Annotated in this window: 17 protein-coding genes; 8 read left to right on the top strand and 9 right to left on the bottom strand. The window is 63.6% G+C overall.

Annotated elements, in window-relative coordinates; genetic code table 11:
- Positions 1 to 310: 310 nt before the first annotated feature.
- From AOT96_RS25450 to AOT96_RS25420, 7 genes are all read right to left on the bottom strand, one after another.
- On the bottom strand, positions 311 to 733 hold the full coding sequence (locus AOT96_RS25450) for a metal-sulfur cluster assembly factor (protein ID WP_003944963.1): 423 nt from the start codon (positions 731 to 733) through the stop codon (positions 311 to 313).
- The gene (sufU, locus tag AOT96_RS25445; protein ID WP_003944894.1) at positions 730 to 1233 is read right to left on the bottom strand and encodes a Fe-S cluster assembly sulfur transfer protein SufU; all 504 of its coding nucleotides are present in this window, start codon (positions 1231 to 1233) and stop codon (positions 730 to 732) included. Before sufU ends, AOT96_RS25450 begins: the two co-directional genes overlap by 4 nt.
- A 3-nt stretch (positions 1234 to 1236) precedes the next feature.
- Positions 1237 to 2502 carry a cysteine desulfurase gene (locus AOT96_RS25440; protein WP_003944865.1) on the bottom strand — a complete coding sequence of 422 codons (1266 nt, stop codon included), beginning with the start codon at positions 2500 to 2502 and terminating at the stop codon, positions 1237 to 1239.
- A gap of 5 nt (positions 2503 to 2507) precedes the next feature.
- Positions 2508 to 3314: a Fe-S cluster assembly ATPase SufC gene (gene sufC / locus AOT96_RS25435; protein WP_003944795.1), complete on the bottom strand. Its 807-nt coding sequence runs from the start codon at positions 3312 to 3314 to the stop codon at positions 2508 to 2510.
- A gap of 61 nt (positions 3315 to 3375) precedes the next feature.
- Positions 3376 to 4596: a Fe-S cluster assembly protein SufD gene (gene sufD, locus AOT96_RS25430; protein WP_003945011.1), complete on the bottom strand. Its 1221-nt coding sequence runs from the start codon at positions 4594 to 4596 to the stop codon at positions 3376 to 3378.
- Positions 4596 to 6056, bottom strand: a complete 1461-nt coding sequence (sufB, locus tag AOT96_RS25425) for a Fe-S cluster assembly protein SufB (RefSeq protein WP_003944799.1) — start codon at positions 6054 to 6056, stop codon at positions 4596 to 4598. The genes sufD and sufB overlap by 1 nt, the downstream gene beginning before the upstream one ends.
- Before the next feature lie 155 nt (positions 6057 to 6211).
- Positions 6212 to 6958, bottom strand: a complete 747-nt coding sequence (locus AOT96_RS25420) for a helix-turn-helix transcriptional regulator (RefSeq protein WP_269465952.1) — start codon at positions 6956 to 6958, stop codon at positions 6212 to 6214.
- 130 nt (positions 6959 to 7088) lie between these two features.
- On the opposite strand from AOT96_RS25420, the gene mptB reads away from it, so the two are divergent.
- From mptB to AOT96_RS25395, 5 genes are all read left to right on the top strand, one after another.
- A complete protein-coding gene (gene mptB, locus AOT96_RS25415) occupies positions 7089 to 8843 on the top strand; it encodes a polyprenol phosphomannose-dependent alpha 1,6 mannosyltransferase MptB (RefSeq protein WP_003944776.1) in 1755 nt (584 codons plus the stop codon).
- On the top strand, positions 8840 to 9781 hold the full coding sequence (locus AOT96_RS25410) for an ABC transporter ATP-binding protein (RefSeq protein WP_007727917.1): 942 nt from the start codon (positions 8840 to 8842) through the stop codon (positions 9779 to 9781). The genes mptB and AOT96_RS25410 overlap by 4 nt, the downstream gene beginning before the upstream one ends.
- A 14-nt stretch (positions 9782 to 9795) precedes the next feature.
- The gene (locus AOT96_RS25405) at positions 9796 to 10632 is read left to right on the top strand and encodes an ABC transporter permease (protein WP_371735117.1); all 837 of its coding nucleotides are present in this window, start codon (positions 9796 to 9798) and stop codon (positions 10630 to 10632) included.
- Between the two features lie 47 nt (positions 10633 to 10679).
- Positions 10680 to 12074, top strand: coding sequence for a hypothetical protein (locus AOT96_RS25400; protein WP_231917463.1), 1395 nt, complete (start codon positions 10680 to 10682; stop codon positions 12072 to 12074).
- A 404-nt stretch (positions 12075 to 12478) separates the two neighbouring features.
- On the top strand, positions 12479 to 13453 hold the full coding sequence (locus AOT96_RS25395) for a COX15/CtaA family protein (RefSeq protein WP_197523607.1): 975 nt from the start codon (positions 12479 to 12481) through the stop codon (positions 13451 to 13453).
- A 63-nt stretch (positions 13454 to 13516) separates the two neighbouring features.
- Here AOT96_RS25395 and AOT96_RS25390 read toward each other — a convergent pair whose 3' ends face one another.
- Positions 13517 to 13879, bottom strand: a complete 363-nt coding sequence (locus AOT96_RS25390) for a hypothetical protein (RefSeq protein WP_003945032.1) — start codon at positions 13877 to 13879, stop codon at positions 13517 to 13519.
- An 83-nt stretch (positions 13880 to 13962) separates the two neighbouring features.
- Here AOT96_RS25390 and AOT96_RS25385 point away from each other — a divergent pair, with 83 nt between their 5' ends.
- The gene (locus AOT96_RS25385; RefSeq protein WP_021332986.1) at positions 13963 to 14928 is read left to right on the top strand and encodes a quinone oxidoreductase family protein; all 966 of its coding nucleotides are present in this window, start codon (positions 13963 to 13965) and stop codon (positions 14926 to 14928) included.
- 56 nt (positions 14929 to 14984) lie between these two features.
- On the opposite strand, the gene AOT96_RS25380 is transcribed toward AOT96_RS25385, so the two are convergent.
- Positions 14985 to 15968: a heme o synthase gene (locus tag AOT96_RS25380; RefSeq protein WP_003944994.1), complete on the bottom strand. Its 984-nt coding sequence runs from the start codon at positions 15966 to 15968 to the stop codon at positions 14985 to 14987.
- A gap of 201 nt (positions 15969 to 16169) precedes the next feature.
- Between AOT96_RS25380 and tkt the strand changes: the two genes are divergently transcribed.
- On the top strand, positions 16170 to 18272 hold the full coding sequence (gene tkt / locus AOT96_RS25375) for a transketolase (RefSeq protein WP_003944976.1): 2103 nt from the start codon (positions 16170 to 16172) through the stop codon (positions 18270 to 18272).
- A 5-nt stretch (positions 18273 to 18277) separates the two neighbouring features.
- A complete protein-coding gene (gene tal / locus AOT96_RS25370) occupies positions 18278 to 19402 on the top strand; it encodes a transaldolase (protein WP_065352937.1) in 1125 nt (374 codons plus the stop codon).
- The last annotated feature ends 3 nt before the right edge of the window (positions 19403 to 19405 follow it).

Below are 19405 nucleotides of genomic sequence, written 5' to 3'. Positions count from 1 at the left end.
ATGCAAACAGGTATATGCGTCCGCTGGACGCTTCGAACTGATCGGGGCACTTCGAAAATGAGACGAATACTTTGGAAAGCTCGGGTGGAAACTGGCAAATCGCCCGCCGGAGATCACATCGTGACAATCAGCTGCGATGTTACCGATCAGTCAGCTTCCAGCAAATATTCATCAAACAACCATTTGGGACTATTGTCCTGAATATCATGGCTAAAACGGCCCTATATAACAAACCGAAGCGCCGGTACCCGACGAACGGGCACCGACGCTCCGGTGAAATCTATTCAGTTGATCGTGCCGAGGTTACTTGTCAGACCGTGAAGCCGAGTGCGCGCAGTTGCTCGCGTCCGTCTTCGGTGATCTTGTCCGGTCCCCACGGCGGCAACCACACCCAGTTGATCTTCATGTCGGTACACAGATCGCTACGCACAAGTGCGCCGCGTGCCTGGTCCTCGATCACGTCGGTCAACGGGCACGCCGCCGACGTCAAAGTCATGTCGATCGTGACGACACCGTCGTCTTCGAAGAGTCCGTAGACCAAGCCGAGATCGACGACGTTGATTCCCAGTTCGGGATCGACGACGTCGCGCATCGCTTCTTCGAGTTCGTCGAGTCGCTCAGGCGACGGGACAGTGCCACTGCCCTGTGCGCCACCGAATTCCGCAGTGGAATCGGGATTCGGATTCACCGGAGCGCCGACCTCGGCGTCCTGCACTGGTTGTGTCTCGGTCATGATCCCTGTCCTTCAGTCGTGTCGACCAATTCACTGCTGCTGTCCGCCGTCGTCACAGCACTGCCGTCGACAATCTGGACTACAGCATCCTTGAATGCCATCCATCCGAGCAAGGCGCACTTCACGCGTGCCGGATACTTCGAGACTCCGACGAACGCGATACCGTCGCCGAGAACGTCCTCGTCCCCCTCGACGGTGCCCCGACTGCTCACCATCTCGTTGAACGCCGTCACCGTCTTCAGTGCGTCGGTGACCTGCATCCCGATGACGAGGTCGTTGAGCACCGACGTCGACGCCTGGCTGATCGAACAACCCTGACCGTCGTACGAGACGTCGGAGACCGTTCCGTCCTCGGATATCTGGACGCGCAACGTCACCTCGTCGCCACACGTCGGGTTGACGTGGTGCACCTCGGCGCCGAACGGCTCACGGAGTCCGCGGCCGTGCGGATGTTTGTAGTGATCGAGGATCACTTCCTGATACATCTGCTCCATGCGCATGATTCAGTTCAACTCCCCTGCGACACCGAAAAATTCCTGCGCACGCTTGATCGCTGCAACGAGAACATCGATTTCCGCGGTGGTGTTGTAGAGCGCAAACGACGCACGGGCCGTCGCAGCGACACCGAACTTACGATGCAGCGGCCACGCACAATGGTGTCCGACGCGAATCGCGACGCCCTCGTCGTCGAGGATCTGTCCGAGGTCGTGGGCGTGAATACCGTCCACGACAAAGGAAATCGCTCCGCCGCGGTTCTCGGACGTCTGTGGTCCGATGATGCGCAGACCTTCGATCGCCGACAACTTTTCGAGAGCAGCCTCCACCAACACGTGCTCGTGCGCAGCGACGGCGTCCATCCCGAAGGTGTTCAGGTAATCCACGGCAGCGCCCAGTCCGACCACCTGTGAGGTCATCGGTACGCCGGCTTCGAAACGCTGAGGCGGCGGCGCGTAGGTGCTGACCTCCATGGTGACCGTCTCGATCATCGACCCGCCGGTGATGAACGGAGGCATCGCTGCCAGCAGTTCACGACGGCCGTAGAGAACTCCGACCCCCGAAGGGCCGAGCATCTTGTGGCCCGAGAACGCCGCGTAGTCCACTCCCAGTTCGTGGAAGTCGACGGCCATGTGAGGCACCGACTGGCACGCGTCGAGCACGACGAGTGCACCGACGGCGCGTGCTCGTCGCACCAATTCCTCGACGGGCGCGATCGCGCCGGTCACGTTGGACTGGTGGGTGAACGAAACGACCTTCACCGCGTCTGTCAGCTCCAGCGAATCGAGATCGATCCGGCCGTCGTCGGTGACTCCGTACCACTTGAGCGTCGCACCGGTTCGGCGCGCAAGTTCCTGCCAGGGAACGAGGTTGGCGTGGTGTTCGAGTTCGGTGATGACGATTTCGTCGCCAGGACCGACATGGCGGTCGAAGCGATCGTCACCGAGAACGTAGGTCACCAGATTGAGAGCCTCGGTGGCGTTCTTGGTGAACACCAACTCGTCCGAATCCGCGCCCACGAAAGAAGCGATGGTGGCGCGAGCATTCTCGTACGCGTCCGTCGCCTCTTCTGCGAGCTGATGAGCACCCCGGTGTACTGCCGCGTTACACGTGGTCAGGAAGTCCCGTTCGGCATCGAGAACCTGGACCGGACGCTGCGAGGTAGCGCCGGAATCCAAGTACACCAAAGGTTTTCCGTCGCGCACGGTTCGCGCCAGGATCGGGAAGTCGGCCCGAACCGCTGTGACGTCGAGCTCGCGCACCGAGGTGGTCATCGTGATTACGCTCCCTGGGTAGCTGCGGTGTCCGCGGTGAAACGAACGTAGCCGTTGGTCTCGAGCTCGTCGGCCAGCTCCGGTCCACCGGACTCGACGATGCGGCCACCGACGAACACGTGAACGAAGTCGGGGTTGATGTAGCGCAGAATGCGCGTGTAGTGCGTGATCAGCAGAACGCCGCCGTTCTCGCGCTCCTTGTAGCGGTTGACGCCTTCGGAGACGGTGCGCAGAGCGTCGACGTCGAGGCCGGAGTCGGTCTCGTCGAGGATCGCGATCTTCGGCTTGAGCATGCCCAACTGCAGGATCTCGTGGCGCTTCTTCTCGCCACCGGAGAAACCTTCGTTGACCGAGCGCTCGATGAACGAGGGATCGATCTCGAGCTCGCTGAGGGCTTCCTTGACTTCCTTGACCCAGTGGCGCAGCTTGGGAGCCTCGCCTCGCACGGCCGTAGCGGCGGTGCGCAGGAAGTTGGACATGGAAACGCCGGGAACCTCGACGGGGTACTGCATGGCCAGGAAGAGCCCGGCACGCGCACGCTCGTCGACGCTCATTGCGAGGACGTCTTCACCGTTGAGGGTGATGGAGCCGGACGTGACCTGGTACTTGGGGTGACCGGCGATGGCGTACGACAGAGTCGACTTGCCGGAGCCGTTGGGGCCCATGATCGCGTGGGTCTCCCCCGAGCGGACCGTCAGGTCGACGCCCTTGAGGATCTGGATGGGCTCGGCGTTGGCATCGGAGTTGGCGACCTCGACGTGCAGGTCACGAACCTCGAGGACCGAAGTGGTGGTGTTGTCACTGGTAGACATGAAATTCCTTCAAGATGAGGCGGGCGAGCGTAGCGACGGGGTGGTGTCGCCGGCGGGGCGGTCAGGAGCCGACGGCTGCGAGTTCGGCTTCGACTGCGGCTTCGAGGCGATCGCGCACCTCGGGAACAGCGATCTTGTTGATGATTTCGTGGAAGAACCCACGTACGACCAGACGACGAGCCTGATCCTCCGGGATACCACGAGCACGCAGGTAGAACAGCTGCTCGTCGTCGAAACGTCCCGTTGCACTTGCGTGGCCGGCCCCGACGATCTCACCGGTTTCGATTTCGAGGTTCGGAACCGAGTCGGCGCGGGCGCCGTCGGTCAGCACCAGGTTGCGGTTGAGCTCGAACGTGTCGGTGCCCTCCGCTGCGGCGCGGATGAGAACGTCGCCGATCCACACGGTGTGCGCGTCGGGCTTGCCGGATCCGGGATCGCCCTGAAGCGCACCCTTGTAGACCACGTTGGACTTGCAGTTGGGCTGCGAATGGTCCACCAGCAGACGCTGTTCCAGATGCTGGCCGGCGTCGGCGAAGTACAGGCCGAGCAGTTCGGCGTCGCCGCCCGGTCCGTCGTACTTGACGGTGGCGGACAGGCGCACCAGGTCGCCGCCCAGGCTGATCGAGGTGTATCGAAGCACTGCGTCGCGGTTCAGGCGAGCGTGGTGTGACGTCACATGAACTGCGTCGTCCGCCCAGTCCTGGATGGCCACCACGGTCAGCTGCGAACTGTCACCGAGAACGAATTCGATGTTCTCCGCGAAGGTTCCGCTGCCGCGCTGGTCGATCACGAACGTCGCCTTGGCGAACTGCGCCAGACGAATCTGGGTGTGTCCGTAGGCGACGTTGTCGACTCCGGGGCCGGTCATGGTGACCACAACGGGCTTCTCGACCTCGACCTCGGCACCAACCGAGATGACCGTTGCCGTCTCGAAGCTCGAATACGCCTGCGCTGCAATGCGATCAGCGGGAACGCCGGCTTTGCCCAGACGTGCGTCGTCACGGCCGACGGTCTCGACGGTGATGTCGCTTCCGCCGTCGACCTCGACGGTGACCTGTCCGTTGGCGACGGCGCTGCCGTCGTGCAATCCCCGGAGGCGACGCAGCGGGGTGAACCGCCAGATCTCGTCACGTCCGCCGGGAACCTCGAAAGCATTGACGTCGAACGAGGAGAACTGCTCACCCTTGTTCGTGATGGGTGAGCCTGTGGCTGCACCCTTTACAGGAGCGGTCGGGTTCTCCCCGGCAACAGCTCCGATGACTCCGGTCTCTGGCGTGGTCACTAACCCACAGCCCCTTCCATCTGAAGTTCGATAAGGCGGTTGAGCTCGAGCGCGTACTCCATCGGGAGTTCCTTCGCGATGGGCTCGACGAATCCACGCACGATGGTGGCCATCGCCTCGTCCTCGGTCAGTCCGCGGCTCATCAGGTAGAAGAGCTGATCGTCACTGACCTTCGAAACGGTGGCCTCGTGACCCATGGTGACGTCGTCCTCGCGGATGTCGACGTACGGGTAGGTGTCGCTTCGGCTGATCTGGTCGACCAGCAGAGCGTCACACTTGACGGTCGACTTGGAGCCGTGGGCACCCTTGTTGACCTGCACCAGACCGCGGTACGACGCACGTCCACCACCACGGGCGACAGACTTGCTGATGATGGTCGAGGACGTGTGCGGCGCGAGGTGGAGCATCTTGGCGCCGGTGTCCTGGTGCTGGCCCTCGCCGGAGAACGCAACGGAGAGAACCTCACCGCGGGCGTACTCGCCCATCAGCCACACGGCCGGGTACTTCATGGTGACCTTGGAGCCGATGTTGCCGTCGACCCACTCCATGGATCCGCCGGCCTCGACCTTGGTGCGCTTGGTCACCAGGTTGTAGACGTTGTTGGACCAGTTCTGGATGGTCGTGTAGCGGCAGTGGCCGCCCTTCTTCACGATGATCTCGACGACGGCCGAGTGCAGTGAATCGGACTTGTAGATCGGCGCGGTGCAACCCTCGACATAGTGCACGGAGGCATCTTCGTCGACGATGATCAGGGTGCGCTCGAACTGACCCATGTTCTCGGTGTTGATGCGGAAGTACGCCTGCAACGGGATGTCCACGTGGACTCCCGGCGGAACGTAGATGAACGAGCCACCGGACCACACGGCGGTGTTCAGCGCGGAGAACTTGTTGTCGCCGGCCGGGATGACCGATCCGAAGTACTCCTTGAACAGCTCCGGGTGCTGCTTGAGACCGGTGTCCGTGTCGAGGAAGATGACGCCCTGCTCCTCGAGGTCCTCACGGATCGAGTGGTAGACGACCTCGGACTCGTACTGAGCTGCGACGCCGGCAACGAGGCGCTGCTTCTCCGCCTCGGGGATGCCGAGCTTGTCGTACGTGTTCTTGATGTCCTCGGGCAGGTCTTCCCACGACTCGGCCTGCTTCTCGCTGGACCGGACGAAGTACTTGATGTTGTCGAAGTGAATACCTTCGAGGTCGCTGCCCCAGTTCGGCATCGGCTTCTTGTCGAAGGTGCGCAGCGCCTTGAGGCGGATGTCGAGCATCCACTCGGGCTCGCTCTTCTTGGCGGAGATGTCCCGCACGACAGCCTCGGACAACCCGCGCTGCGCGCTGGCTCCGGCTTCGTCGGAATCGGACCAGCCGTAGCCGTAATGACCGAGGGACGCGATGGTCTCTTCCTGCGTGAGCGGCTCGGTGCCTGCTGCCGCAGTGGTAGTCGCCTGGTCTGATGTGACGGTCATGCGAGCTCCTTCCGGAGTCTTGTTTCTTGACGGCTGCTCGGGTTCAGCGAGGGCTGGTCGCTGTGGTCGAGCAGTTCTGACTTTGAAGAACTAGCTGAAAAATCTCTATTCGAACGCTGCACGGTGGCAACGCTCTGTAGAACACTCTGGTCCGGTCATCTACTCCCGGTGGACACGAGGGGCACGTGCGTCGTGCAGGCGCAGTCACCGTTGGCGATGGTCGCCAGACGCTGAACATGAGTCCCGAGCAATTGCCGGAATGCTTGCTGCTCTGCCTCGCACAGTTCCGGAAACTCTTCTGCCACATGGGAAACCGGGCAATGGTGTTGGCAGATCTGCACGCCGTTGCCGACCGGCCGGGTCGACGCCGCGAACCCCACCGCGTTGAAGGCTTCGGCGATTGCGTCCGCTGTCGCCTCGACGTTGTCGACATCTGTCGGATCAGCCGGTTCGACGTCTCCGACGATCGCCTGAACCCGACGCTTGGCGAACTCCTCGATTGCCGCGTCTCCGCCGATTTCACGGAGTTGCCGCATCGCGGCTCCCGCCAGATCGTCGTAGGTGTGGCCGAGGCGGCCGCGACCGGTCGCGGTGATCTGGAACCGCTTGGCGGGACGACCTCGTCCACGCTGACGCAGCGACGACGCCGAAGCGGTACGGGCTTCGCCGGACTCGATCAACGCATCCAAGTGACGTCGGACACCTGCGGCACTCAAACCGAGGCGCGTGCCGATTTCGGAGGCGGTAATGGGGCCTTCTTCGAGTAGCAGCTTGACCACTGCCGCCCGCGTCTGACCTTCGACGCTCACTGTCACCGGATTTGCGGCAGCACTCGGCGAGGCCGCTACAGTGGGCTGACCTGCAACTTCCTTGCTTCGTGGGTCTGACGCATTTCTTTTCACAACACAAGTGTGACGGAATTCTTTTCGCAGGTCTACTAAGGGCAACCTGCATTACATTCGGGAATATCCGGACAACGTACGTTGTTTGTGCTTGTCTGTCCGGCTGGATGGAGCCGCTACGCTGCCTGGTGTGCCGCAGACCCCCGAGAAGACGACGACCGCCCGATCGGCGCGCGCGATCCTGCTGGAAAAACCCAAGGCACTCGCGCTTTCCACAATCGGCGTTCGACCTTTCGGATCCGCTCCCCGGCAGAGTATGGCCGCGGTGCTGCACGGCGACGAGGACGAGCGCCCTGGCCTGAACGCGAAGGAAACCGCACAACTGCGAGGGATTCGCCGATTCGGCGCAACCGGCGCGGTCTTGATGGCAGTCGGAGCGCTCGGCGCCGGCGCACAACCCGTCCTGCAGAATCCGACCGCAGGACTTCGAGTCCTCAGCCTTCCCGGACGTATGCCGACGGTCTCACTCACCATGACGATGACCGGAACCGTGCTCGTCGTTCTGGCCTGGCTGATGATGGGCCGATTTGCAGTCGGGGACATACGCAGCCGTTCCGGCGCACCGCGGCGCATGACCCGTTCCCAGTTGGACCGCACACTCCTGCTGTGGATCCTGCCGCTCTCGGTCGCACCGCCGATGTTCAGCCGCGACGTCTACTCGTATCTGGCTCAAAGCGAAATCGCGGCCCGTGGACTCGATCCGTACGCCATCGGCCCCAAGGCGGCACTGGGCGTCGACCACGTTCTCACCCGCACGGTTCCGACGATCTGGCGCGACACCCCGGCTCCGTACGGACCGTTCTTCCTGTGGCTGGGACGCGGGATCAGCTCACTGACCGGCGACAACATCGTGGCCGGAATCTTCTTGCACCGCTTGCTCGCATTGGCCGGCGTCGCGCTCATCGTGTGGGCGATACCGCGACTGGCCAAGCGATGCGGTGTCTCTGCCGTCAGTTCGCTCTGGCTCGGTGCCGCGAACCCACTGTTGCTCTTCCACTTGGTGGCCGGCATCCACAACGAAGCACTCATGCTCGGGTTGATGCTCGCCGGAATCGAGATCGCTCTTCGCGCAGTCGAAGGGTCCGGGCCCATCCGTGGGCGAGCGCTGTTCTATCTCGTTGCGGGATCAGGTTTGATCGCCTTGTCGTCGACCGTCAAAATTCCGTCCTTGCTTGCACTGGGATTTGTCGGCATGGCTTTGGCCCGGCGTTGGGGTGGAACCTGGAAAGCCTTGGCGGGAGCCGCGATTCTCCTGGGCATCGTTGCCGCTGTCGTCACGTTTGTCATCAGCGTGGCCAGTGGGCTCGGTATGGGTTGGATCAACACCCTCGACACCGCCACCGCAGTCCGGAGTTGGATGTCCATCCCGACGCTCCTGGGCGTCGGCACGGGATTGGCCGGTGTACTACTCGGACTCGGCGATCACACGACGGCGATCCTCACGATCACGCGGCCCATCGCAACTCTCGTCGCCATGCTCGTCACCGCACGGATGATGATCTCGGTGTACATGGGCCGCATACACCCGGTCGGTGGACTCGGCATCGCACTCGGAGCGATCGTTCTCCTGTTCCCCGTCGTTCAGCCGTGGTACCTGCTGTGGGCGATCCTTCCGTTGGCGGCGTGGGCCACCGCGCCGATTTTCCGCATCCCTGCCGTCGTCTTCACCTCGATCGTCAGCGTCATGTTGATGTCCAACGGCGCCGAATACCTTCCGTTCATGATCGTGCAGGCCGTCATCGCGACCATCCTCACCGCCGGAACGCTCATCGTCTTCACCCGCAATTCACTCCCCTGGCGTAGCGACAAGCCAGTAGCGGAGATCACGAAAGGCGGACCGGTAGACGAAGACAACTCGGCGGGGGCTTACGCTGATTCCCCGTGACCTCGAGAGCCTCCAGATCGTCGACGCCGGCGGTACAGATCCAGGGTGTCGTCAAGTCCTTCGACGGTGTTCGAGCCGTCGACGGTATCGATCTCACTGTCGAGACGGCCCAGGTCGTTGCCCTGCTCGGCCCCAACGGAGCCGGTAAGACGACCACCGTCGAAATGTGCGAAGGGTTTGTCACCCCCGATGCCGGCACGGTTCGAGTGCTCGGTCTCGACCCCATCGCCGACTCCGGTGAAGTCCGCTCGCGAATCGGCGTCATGCTGCAGGGCGGCGGCGCGTACCCCGGGTCCAAGGCCGGGGAAATGCTCGACCTCGTGGCCGCATACTCGGCCGACCCGCTCGATCCCGCCTGGCTCCTTTCCAAACTCGGCCTCACCGATGCGCGCAAGACCCCGTACCGCCGCCTCTCCGGAGGCCAGCAGCAACGACTGTCACTGGCATGCGCGCTGGTCGGCCGTCCCGAATTGGTATTTCTGGACGAACCCACCGCCGGCCTCGACGCTCAGGCACGTCTACTCGTGTGGGAACTCATCGACGCTCTGCGACGCGACGGCGTGAGCGTCCTGCTCACCACACACCTCATGGACGAGGCCGAAGCGCTCGCCGACGAACTGGTCATCATCGACCACGGCAAGATCGTCGCGTCGGGAACGCCGGCGGAGGTCACCAGCAAGGGCGCCGAAGGACAACTCCGTCTGACGACGGTTCCCGGTTTGAGCCTCGATTCGCTGGCCGGTTCACTCGCCGGGTTCCGCATCGAGGAATCCAACCCCGGCACCTACGTCGTCGAAGGTGCAATCGATCCGGCAACCGTGGCGACTGTCGCAACGTGGTGTGCCGATCAGGACGTGCTGATCAACGACATTCGCGTCGATCAACGGAGTCTGGAAGACGTCTTCCTCGAATTGACGGGCCGGGAACTGAGGGGATGACGGAGATCAAGGTCATGAACGAAACAGCGTCGAACGGCCAGAGCAGTCCCATCAGCGTTGCCAGAGACCGGCGGCTCGCCGAGAACCGCTTCGAGCCAGGCACCTTCTCGCCGGATCCCCGCCCCAATTCGGCGGCCAAGATGCTGGCGGCGCAGACCAAACTGGAGCTGACTCTTCTGCTCCGCAACGGTGAGCAATTGCTGCTCACCATGTTCATCCCGATCACCCTGCTCATCGGACTGTGCCTACTTCCGATCGGCGATTTGGGCGATTCTCGGGTCGATACCGTGCTCCCTGGTGTCATGATGGTTGCCGTGATGTCGACGGCGTTCACCGGACAGGCCATCGCCGTCGGATTCGACCGCCGATACGGCGCGCTCAAGCGACTCGGTGCAACGCCGCTACCGCGGTGGGGAATCATCGCAGGCAAGAGCGCTGCCGTCATCATCGTCGTGGCGCTGCAGTCACTCTTGCTCGGCGCTATCGGTTTGGCGTTGGGATGGCGTCCGTCGTTCGTCGAACTTGTACTCGGCGCAGTGGTCATTGCCATCGGTACTGTCACATTTGCAGCGCTTGGCCTCCTGCTCGGCGGTACTTTGCGCGCAGAGATCGTTCTCGCTCTCGCCAACGTCCTGTGGTTCATCATGGTGGGCATCGGCAGTGTGGTCTTCGCCAGCGGCGAACTTCCGACCGCTGTTCACACGCTGGTCCGCATTGTTCCGTCCGGCGCTCTCGCACACGCACTCGAAGCGGCCCTCGACACCTCGATGGACTGGTTTTCGATTCTCGTACTACTCATCTGGGCCGCAGTGGCCGGAGTCTGCGCAGCAAGGTGGTTCAAGTTCACGTGAGTACACGACGGACAGCTCAGATCGTCGGCTGTGTGGCCGCAACAGTCATGTTGTGTGCCGGACCCGCAACGGCGACCCCTTCGGTGTCCGGTCCACTCGCACCTGCAAATCCGCACCTCGGTCCCGTCGGTACTTCCACCATGCACGGTGACGCGGGCTCGTCCGACGTCACGCCGCTGCCCGGTCCAGGAACCGGCCCCCACGAGGTGACAGCTTTCCCGATGATGGCCGCCTGCCCGACGGTCCTCCAGGGTTCCGACGGCATGATCGTCTCGCTCTGCACGACGATGATCGGCCAGATCCCGACCATCCATTTGATCGATCCGAAGGCCGACGCCACGCCGTTGGGTAGATCCGTAGCACAACTGCCGCTCGCGAAGGGCAGTCTGCTCGGCGGCGTCTACGCCTACCTCGACAACGAGAACCGTCTCGTCGCCGTCGACGGAAACCGTCAACTGGTCCGCATTTCCCATGCGCAGAATCCGGACGGCAGTTGGCGGCTGGAACTCGCGGATGTAGTCGATCTCAGTGGTGCGGTTGCCGCCGACGACAACGTCACCGGCCTCGCTCCGGACTGGGAAGGCAATGTCTGGTTCGCCACCGGGCACGGCACCGTCGGGTACGTCGGCACGGATCGAATCGCGCACAGCATTGCGCTCCCCGAAGGTGAACAGGTGCAGAACAGCATCTCCATCTCCCCGACGGGCACTGCCGTCGCAACGACCCACGCGCTCTACCAACTGAAGCGAAATGGCGACGAGGTCGTCATCGACTGGCGTCAGCCGTACGACCGCGGGCCGGCCCGTAATCCGGGTCAGCTCAGCTGGGGAACCGGATCGACGCCGACATACTTCGGCCCGTCGACGGGCAGCGATTTCTTGACCATCGTCGACAACGCCCACCCGACAGTGAGCTTGCATGTCTATCGCGCTGACACGGGCGCCGAGGTGTGCACGCAGCCGGTGTTGTCCGCTGCCAGCCAGGACGGCTCACCGAGCGGCAGCGAGAACTCCCCCGTCGGCATCGGTCATTCCGTCTACGTCGCCGGCACTTACGGATACCCGTACCCCACGACTCCTGAAGGTGCCGGTCCAGCGGTCCCCGCCACGGCACCCTTCAACGGCGGAATGACCCGCGTCGACATCGATCCGGTCGGTTGCCATGTCGTGTGGGACAACACGATTCGTAGCTCCGCGGTACCCCACCTCTCGACGGCTGACGGCTCGATTTACACCGTGACACGGGACGGTGCTCCGAACACCTCTCCGCTGGACGGTTACTCCTTCGCGGTGATCGACTCGAAGGACGGGTCGCAGATCGGTTCGACTCCGCTGCCGTCGACGATCCTCAACGACACCCTTCAGATGTCTGCACTCATCACCGAGTCGGGCGAGTACTTCCAGGGAACGATCTCGGGAATCGTGCGAGTTCGCGCGAACTGACGCGAGCTGGCCCCAACGACGCGGGGCAGGCGCGGAGCGAGCTGGCCCCAACGACGCGGGGCAGGCGCGGAGCGAGCTGGCCCCAACGACGCGGGGCAGGCGCGGAGCGAGCTGGCCCCAACGACGCGGGGCAGGCGCGGAGCGAGCTGGCCCCAACGACGCGGGGCAGGCGCGGAGCGAGCTGGCCCCAACGACGCGGGGCAGGCGCGGAGCGAGCTGGCCCCAACGACGCGGGGCAGGCGCGGAGCGAGCTGGCCCCAACGACGCGGGGCAGGCGCGGAGCGAGCTGGCCCCAACGACGCGGGGCAGGCGCGGAGCGAGCTGGCCCCAACGACGCGGGGCAGGCGCGGAGCGAGCTGGCCCCAACGACACTGTGTAGTTGATGGGGAACTACGATCGTTGGCGTGGTGAATCGTGTGTATGCCGGATTTTTACGCTTGGTGGATCGACTACCTCTCCCCTCGCTGAAAACGCAGAAAATCATCGCGTTCATCGTGATCCTGACGCAGGGCGGCATCGCTGTCACCGGCGCGGTGGTGCGCGTGACGGACTCGGGACTCGGTTGCCCGACGTGGCCGCAGTGCTTCCCCGGTAGCTTCGTCCCGGTCGGCCACGGACAGGTCGCGGTGATTCACCAAGCCGTCGAGTTCGGCAACCGCCTGCTGACCTTCCTGGTCGTCATCGTCGCCGCTGCGATCGTGCTTGCGGTGACTCGCGCTCGCCGACGCAAAGAGGTGCTTGTCTACGCCTGGATGATGCCGCTCGGCACTGTCGTTCAGGCAGTGATCGGCGGTATCACCGTCCTCACAGGCTTGCTGTGGTGGACGGTCGCCATTCACCTGGTTGCGTCGATGCTGATGGTCTGGGTTGCCACGGTGATGTACGCGAAGATCGCGGAACCCGACGAAGCAACAACTCTGGTCGTGATGCCGAAGCCGTTGCGCTGGCTTACCGCGCTGTCAGGTGTCGCGCTCGCCGGCGTTTTGGTCGCTGGAACTCTCGTAACGGGCGCAGGCCCGCACGCCGGCGACAAGGGACTGGACCGGACGGTGCCTCGCCTGGAGATCGAGATCGTGACGCTCGTCCATCTGCACTCACAGCTTCTGGTCGGATATCTCGCGCTGGTCGTGGGTCTGACCTTCGGCCTGTATGCGGTCGGGACATCCGCAGCCGTGAAGATCCGTCTGAAGGTCCTGCTGGGACTGATCCTCGCGCAGACGCTCATCGGTGTCGTGCAGTACTTCACCGATGTGCCGGAAGTTCTGGTGATCATGCACGTCGCCGGTGCAGGACTGTGCACGGCTGCGACCGCAGCAGTTTGGGCTGCGGGTAAGACCCGCCAGTACACGCCGACCAATTCGCCGATACCAGCTGTCTGACGCTTCAAGACACGTGTGGGGCGTAGGAACACCAAAAGGTGTTCCTACGCCCCACACGTCATTTCAGGATTCGTTGCGAGCTTTCGGGAACCGAGTCTGGTTGGCGACCCAACCGGCCATCTTCTTGAAATGGCCTTCCTGCGGGGTGACGATGCTCGTCAGTTCGCGCTCCCACTCGGCGACGGTGACGTTGTCGAAGGACGCGACGACCGCGTTTGCCGTGGCGAGGTCCTCGACGACCTGATCACCGAGGATGCCGTCGGCACCTACGAGGGTGATGCGAACGCCGGCCAGGCCGACCGGCTGGATGACGGCGCTGGCGGAGCCGCCGTGCTCGGCGACGAACTTGGTGATGGCGTTCACCGTGGACTTCGGCAGTTCCGGCGCGGACGGGGTGGCGTCCGACTTCTCGGTATCGGTGCTCATGACTCGACAATACTGGTCGGTAGCCCGGAAGCGACACCAGGCATGGACTGAGCGTCGGCCGCCTCGGGTGTAGAACAGAAACCATGCGAGCCATCTACGTGACCGAGACCGGCGGACCAGACGTTCTGACTCTGACCGAACAACCCGAACCGACACCCGGCCCAGGCGATCTACTCGTCAAGACCGAAGCGATCGGCATCAATTTCATCGACACGTACTTCCGAATGGGCCAGTACAAGCGTCCGCTCCCCTACATTCCCGGCGACGAGGGCAGCGGTGTTGTCGAAGCTGTCGGCTCCGACGTCAACGAATTCTCCGTGGGCGACCGGGTCGCGTGGGCCGCTGCCACTGGCAGCTATGCCGAGAAGGTGGCTGTTCCCGCCGCAGTCGCCGTGAAAGTGCCTGACGGTGTCCCTGCATCGGCCGCAGCGTCGGCGCTCCTGCAGGGGATGACGGCGCACTACCTCGCGAAGTCGACGTATCCGATCCAGAGCGGCGACACCGTGCTCGTGCACGCAGGCGCGGGCGGCGTCGGGTTGATCCTGACGCAGATGGCCGTCAGCCTCGGGGCGAAGGTCATCACGACTGTGTCATCGGATGCAAAGGAAGAACTCTCGCGCGGCGCGGGTGCCTCGGAGGTTCTGCGGTACGACGAGGACATCGCAGCGCGAGTCCGGGAGTTGACCGGCGGCGAAGGAGTAGCGGCGGCATACGACGGCGTCGGCGCGACAACTTTTGATTCGAGCTTGGCTTCCGTGCGCATCCGCGGCACGGTCGCTTTGTTCGGTGCGGCCAGTGGACCGGTTCCGCCGGTTGATCCGCAGCGGCTCAATTCGTCGGGTTCGCTGTTCCTGACGCGTCCGACGCTCGCGCATCACATTCGCACTCGAGAGGAACTGACCTGGCGTGCCGGCGATGTCTTCGACGCCATTGCGGCCGGGAAACTCGATATTCGCGTCGGCGCCGAGTATCCCCTCGCCGATGCGGCAACAGCGCATCGGGATCTGGAAGGTCGAGCAACGACCGGGTCGATCGTTCTGATCCCCTAGCGAAGTGCTGTGCGCCTTTATTAACCGCCCGCGGTTAATAAAGGCGCACAGCAGAATCAGCTGAGCATGTCGCTGATCGTCTGCAGTCCGAGAACCGAGTCGACAGCGAGGCCGACGAACACGATCGCAAGATAGTTGTTGGACTGCAGGAACAGGCGGAGCGGTTTGACCTGAGCACCACCGCGAACGCTGCGGTACAGCTGATGTGCCATGAGCAGGAACCACGCACCGGCGACGATGGTGATTGCGGCGTAGATGACGCCCGACGCGGGGACGAGGACAAGCGTCGTGACGACCATTGCCCAGCTGTAGAACAGAATCTGCTTGGTGACGTGCTCTTCGGTGGCGATCACCGGAAGCATGGGAACACCGGCAGCTTTGTAGTCCTCTTTGTATCGCATCGCCAGCGCCCAGGTGTGCGGCGGCGTCCAGAAGAAGATGATCAGGAACAGCACGACGGGCTGCCAGCTCAGCGACCCGGTGACAGCGGCCCAGCCCACGAGGACGGGCATACATCCGGCTGCGCCACCCCAGATGACGTTCTGCCAGGTACGACGCTTGAGAACCATCGTGTAGATGAGGACGTAGAACGCGATCGTGATCACGACGAGGATGCCGGCCAAGAGGTTGGCTCGCCACCACAGCCACAGGAACGACGCGAGTCCGAGAAGGAGCCCGAAGACGAGCGCGTTGCGCGTCGGCACCGCCTCGCGGGCCAGCGGACGCTTCGCCGTGCGCTTCATGACCTTGTCGATGTCGGCGTCGACGACGCAGTTGAGCGAGTTCGCACTCGCCGCGCCCATCCAGCCACCGAAGAGGGTGCTGAGGATCAGAACGATGTCGACTGTTCCGCGATCGGCCAACAGCATTGCCGGAATGGTTGCCACCAACAGCAATTCGATCACTCGCGGCTTCGTGAGCGCGATATAAGCCAGAACCTTGCCCGTTGCGCGACCCCACACCGTATCGGTATTGGTCGCCCGCGGGGCGGCACCTGGGCTGCCGAAGCCATGTCCGCTCGGCTGTTGCCCTGTCCGCACGTTCTCTCCTTGCACCACGCGTTACCGCACTAACTCTTCACGACACACTGCTGACACTGTTCTCTACTACGAACGATGGTAGACCGCAGCCATTGAGGAACCGAATCGACCCGGACAGCCAGGACCATTAGGCTGGGTTACGCAGTGGAGGGACACCCCACCCTCGCAATCCACGTACACCATGTCAGGAGACATCTGCCAGTGTCGATCACAGACGAGATCCACGTCCTCACGCAACCCGTCCACCCCTCGGACTGGACCGACCTGGACACCAAGGCTGTCGATACCGCCCGCGTGCTCGCCGCCGACGCGGTTCAGAAGGTCGGCAACGGCCATCCCGGAACTGCAATGAGCTTGGCGCCGTTGGCATACACCCTCTTCCAGCGCGTCATGCGCCACGATCCTTCGGATGCAGAATGGGTCGGCCGTGACCGCTTCGTTCTCTCCTGTGGCCATTCATCCTTGACGCTGTACACCCAGCTCTACCTGTCGGGCTACGGTCTCGAGCTCGCTGACCTCGAAGCTCTCCGCACGTGGGGCGCACTGACCCCCGGCCACCCCGAGGTCGGCCACACCGTCGGCGTCGAGATGACCACCGGTCCGCTGGGCCAGGGCCTTGCGTCCGCAGTCGGTATGGCGATGGCTGCGCGTCGTGAGCGTGGGTTGTTCGATCCGGAGACCCCGGTCGGCTCCTCCCCCTTCGACCATCACATCTACGTGATCGCGTCCGACGGTGACATCGAAGAAGGCGTTACGTCCGAGGCCTCGTCTCTCGCCGGTGTCCAGGAACTGGGCAACCTCATCGTCTTCTACGACGACAACAAGATCTCCATCGAGCACGACACCACCATCGCTCTCGGCGAAGACGTCGGAAAGCGATACGAGGCATACGGCTGGCACGTTCAGCACGTCGAAGGTGGCGAGAACGTCTCCGGCATCCTCGACGCGGTTGCCGCGGCCAAGGCCGTCGTCGATCGTCCCTCCATCATCTTGCTCCGCACCATCATCGGTTTCCCGGCTCCGAAGAAGATGAACACCGGCGACGTCCACGGCTCCGCTCTCGGTGCCGACGAAGTTGCAGCGGTCAAGGAAGCCCTCGGCTTCGATCCGGCCAAGTCCTTCGACGTCGACGCCGACGCCCTGGCTCACGCCCGTGAGGTCGTCTCCCGCGGCGCCGACGCACGCAAGGCATGGCAGGTCGAGTTCGACGCGTGGGCTGCACGTGAGACCGAGCGCAAGGAACTCTTCGACCGCCTGTTCGCCGGTGAGTTCCCTGCCGGCTGGGCCGACGCTCTCCCGACCTACGAGGCCGACGCCAAGGGCGTTGCGACTCGCAAGGCCTCCGGTTCGGCGCTCAACGCGCTCGGACCGATCCTGCCCGAGCTGTGGGGCGGCTCCGCCGACCTCGCCGGCAGCAACAACACCACCATCAAGGGCGCAGATTCGTTCGGCCCGTTCTCCATCTCCACAAACGACTGGAATGCGCAGCCTTACGGCCGCACGCTCCACTTCGGCATCCGCGAGCACGCGATGGGCTCGATCCTCAACGGCATCGCGCTTCACGGACCCACCCGCCCGTACGGCGGAACCTTCATGGTCTTCTCCGACTACATGCGTCCGGCGGTTCGCCTGGCCGCACTGATGAAGACTGCCGTCACCTACGTCTGGACCCACGACTCCATCGGTCTCGGCGAAGACGGCCCGACCCACCAGCCGGTCGAGCACCTCGCTGCTCTTCGTGCGATCCCGAACCTCGCCGTCGTCCGCCCGGGTGACGCCAACGAGACCTCTTTCGCATGGCAGGCAGCACTCGAGAACAAGACGGGCCCGACGGCTCTGGCACTCACGCGCCAGGACATCCCGGTTCTCGAAGGCACCAAGGAGAAGGCTGCCGAGGGTGTCAAGCGCGGCGCTTACGTCCTCGTCGACGCAGCCAACGGTTCGCCCGAGGTCATCTTGCTGGCGACCGGTTCCGAACTGCATCTGGCCACCGAGGCTCGCGAAACCCTCGAAGCTCAGGGCGTCGCAACCCGCGTCGTTTCCGTGCCGTGCCTCGATTGGTTCCTCGAGCAGGATCAGGCGTACCGCGACGAGGTCATTCCGCCCGCCGTGCGCGCGCGTGTGTCCGTCGAAGCCGGCATCGCGATGCCGTGGTGGCGCATCCTCGGCGACGCCGGTCAGGCCGTCTCGCTCGAGCACTACGGCGCTTCCGCCGATTACAAGACCTTGTTCCGGGAGTTCGGCATCACTGCCGACGCGACTGTCGAAGCCGCGCAGCGCTCCCTCGCAGCTGTGAAGGGATGATCTCGATGACACAGAACGTGAATACCGAAAAGCTCTCCGCTGCAGGCGTTTCCATCTGGCTCGACGACCTCTCGCGGGATCGCATCCAGTCCGGCAACCTGCAGAACCTCATCGACACGAAGTCGATCGTGGGTGTCACGACCAACCCGTCGATCTTCCAGGCGGCACTGTCCAAGGGATCGGCGTACGACGCTCAGGTCCGTGAGCTCGCACAGGGCGGCGCCGATGTCGACGCCACCATCACCGCGGTGACCACCGACGACGTGCGTGCAGCGTGCGACATCCTGGCTCCGCAGTTCGAGGCGTCGAACGGCGTCGACGGCCGCGTGTCCATCGAAGTCGACCCTCGCCTGGCACACGACACCGACGCCACCGTCGCGCAGGCGATCGAGCTGCACAAGATCGTCGATCGCCCGAACGTCCTGATCAAGATCCCCGCGACGCTGGCAGGCATTCCCGCCATCGCCAAGGTGATCGGTGAGGGCATCAGCGTCAACGTCACCTTGATCTTCTCGGTCGAGCGCTACGAGGCAGTCATGGGCGCATACCTGGAAGGTCTGGACACCGCCAAGGCTGCCGGCCGCGACATCTCGTCCATCGAGTCGGTCGCCTCGTTCTTCGTCTCCCGCGTGGATTCCGAGATCGACAACCGCCTCACGGCAATCGGCACGCCGGAAGCCCTCGAGCTTCGTGGCAAGGCTGCACTCGCAAACGCGCGTCTGGCGTACAACGCGTACCAGCAGATCTTCGAGGTGCAGCCGCGCTTCCAGGCTCTTCTGGCCGACGGCGCCAAGGCTCAGCGTCCGCTGTGGGCGTCGACCGGCGTGAAGAACCCGGATTACCCCGACACTCTCTACGTCACCGAGTTGATCGCGCCGAACACGGTCAACACTATGCCGGAGAAGACGCTCGACGCCCTCGCCGACCATGGCGAGATCACCGGCGACACGATCTCGGGCACCGCTCAGGAGTCGCAGGCGGTCTTCGATCAGCTCGCTGCAGTCGGCATCGATCTTGCGGACGTGTTCAAGGTCCTCGAGACAGAGGGCGTCGACAAGTTCGAGGTGTCCTGGAACGAGTTGCTCGACGCAACCGCCGAGCAGCTCCGCGCAGCAACCCAGAAGAGCTGAGCC

It is taken from the genome of Rhodococcus sp. 008 (assembly GCF_001682295.1).
In the GTDB taxonomy this organism is placed as follows: Bacteria; Actinomycetota; Actinomycetes; order Mycobacteriales; family Mycobacteriaceae; genus Rhodococcus_F; species Rhodococcus_F qingshengii.
Note: the sequence above shows the minus strand (reverse complement) of the source record. Positions and strands in the feature narration are given on the sequence as shown.

What these genes read in the sequence shown, in the direction of transcription:
- AOT96_RS25450 (WP_003944963.1), bottom strand. Translation starts at nt 733, where the DNA reads ATGACCGAGACACAACCAGTGCAGGACGCCGAGGTCGGCGCTCCGGTG.
- sufU (WP_003944894.1), bottom strand. Translation starts at nt 1,233, where the DNA reads ATGCGCATGGAGCAGATGTATCAGGAAGTGATCCTCGATCACTACAAA.
- AOT96_RS25440 (WP_003944865.1), bottom strand. Translation starts at nt 2,502, where the DNA reads ATGACCACCTCGGTGCGCGAGCTCGACGTCACAGCGGTTCGGGCCGAC.
- sufC (WP_003944795.1), bottom strand. Translation starts at nt 3,314, where the DNA reads ATGTCTACCAGTGACAACACCACCACTTCGGTCCTCGAGGTTCGTGAC.
- sufB (WP_003944799.1), bottom strand. Translation starts at nt 6,056, where the DNA reads ATGACCGTCACATCAGACCAGGCGACTACCACTGCGGCAGCAGGCACC.
- AOT96_RS25405 (WP_371735117.1), top strand. Translation starts at nt 9,796, where the DNA reads ATGAACGAAACAGCGTCGAACGGCCAGAGCAGTCCCATCAGCGTTGCC.
- AOT96_RS25400 (WP_231917463.1), top strand. Translation starts at nt 10,680, where the DNA reads ATGTTGTGTGCCGGACCCGCAACGGCGACCCCTTCGGTGTCCGGTCCA.
- AOT96_RS25390 (WP_003945032.1), bottom strand. Translation starts at nt 13,879, where the DNA reads ATGAGCACCGATACCGAGAAGTCGGACGCCACCCCGTCCGCGCCGGAA.
- AOT96_RS25385 (WP_021332986.1), top strand. Translation starts at nt 13,963, where the DNA reads ATGCGAGCCATCTACGTGACCGAGACCGGCGGACCAGACGTTCTGACT.
- tal (WP_065352937.1), top strand. Translation starts at nt 18,278, where the DNA reads ATGACACAGAACGTGAATACCGAAAAGCTCTCCGCTGCAGGCGTTTCC.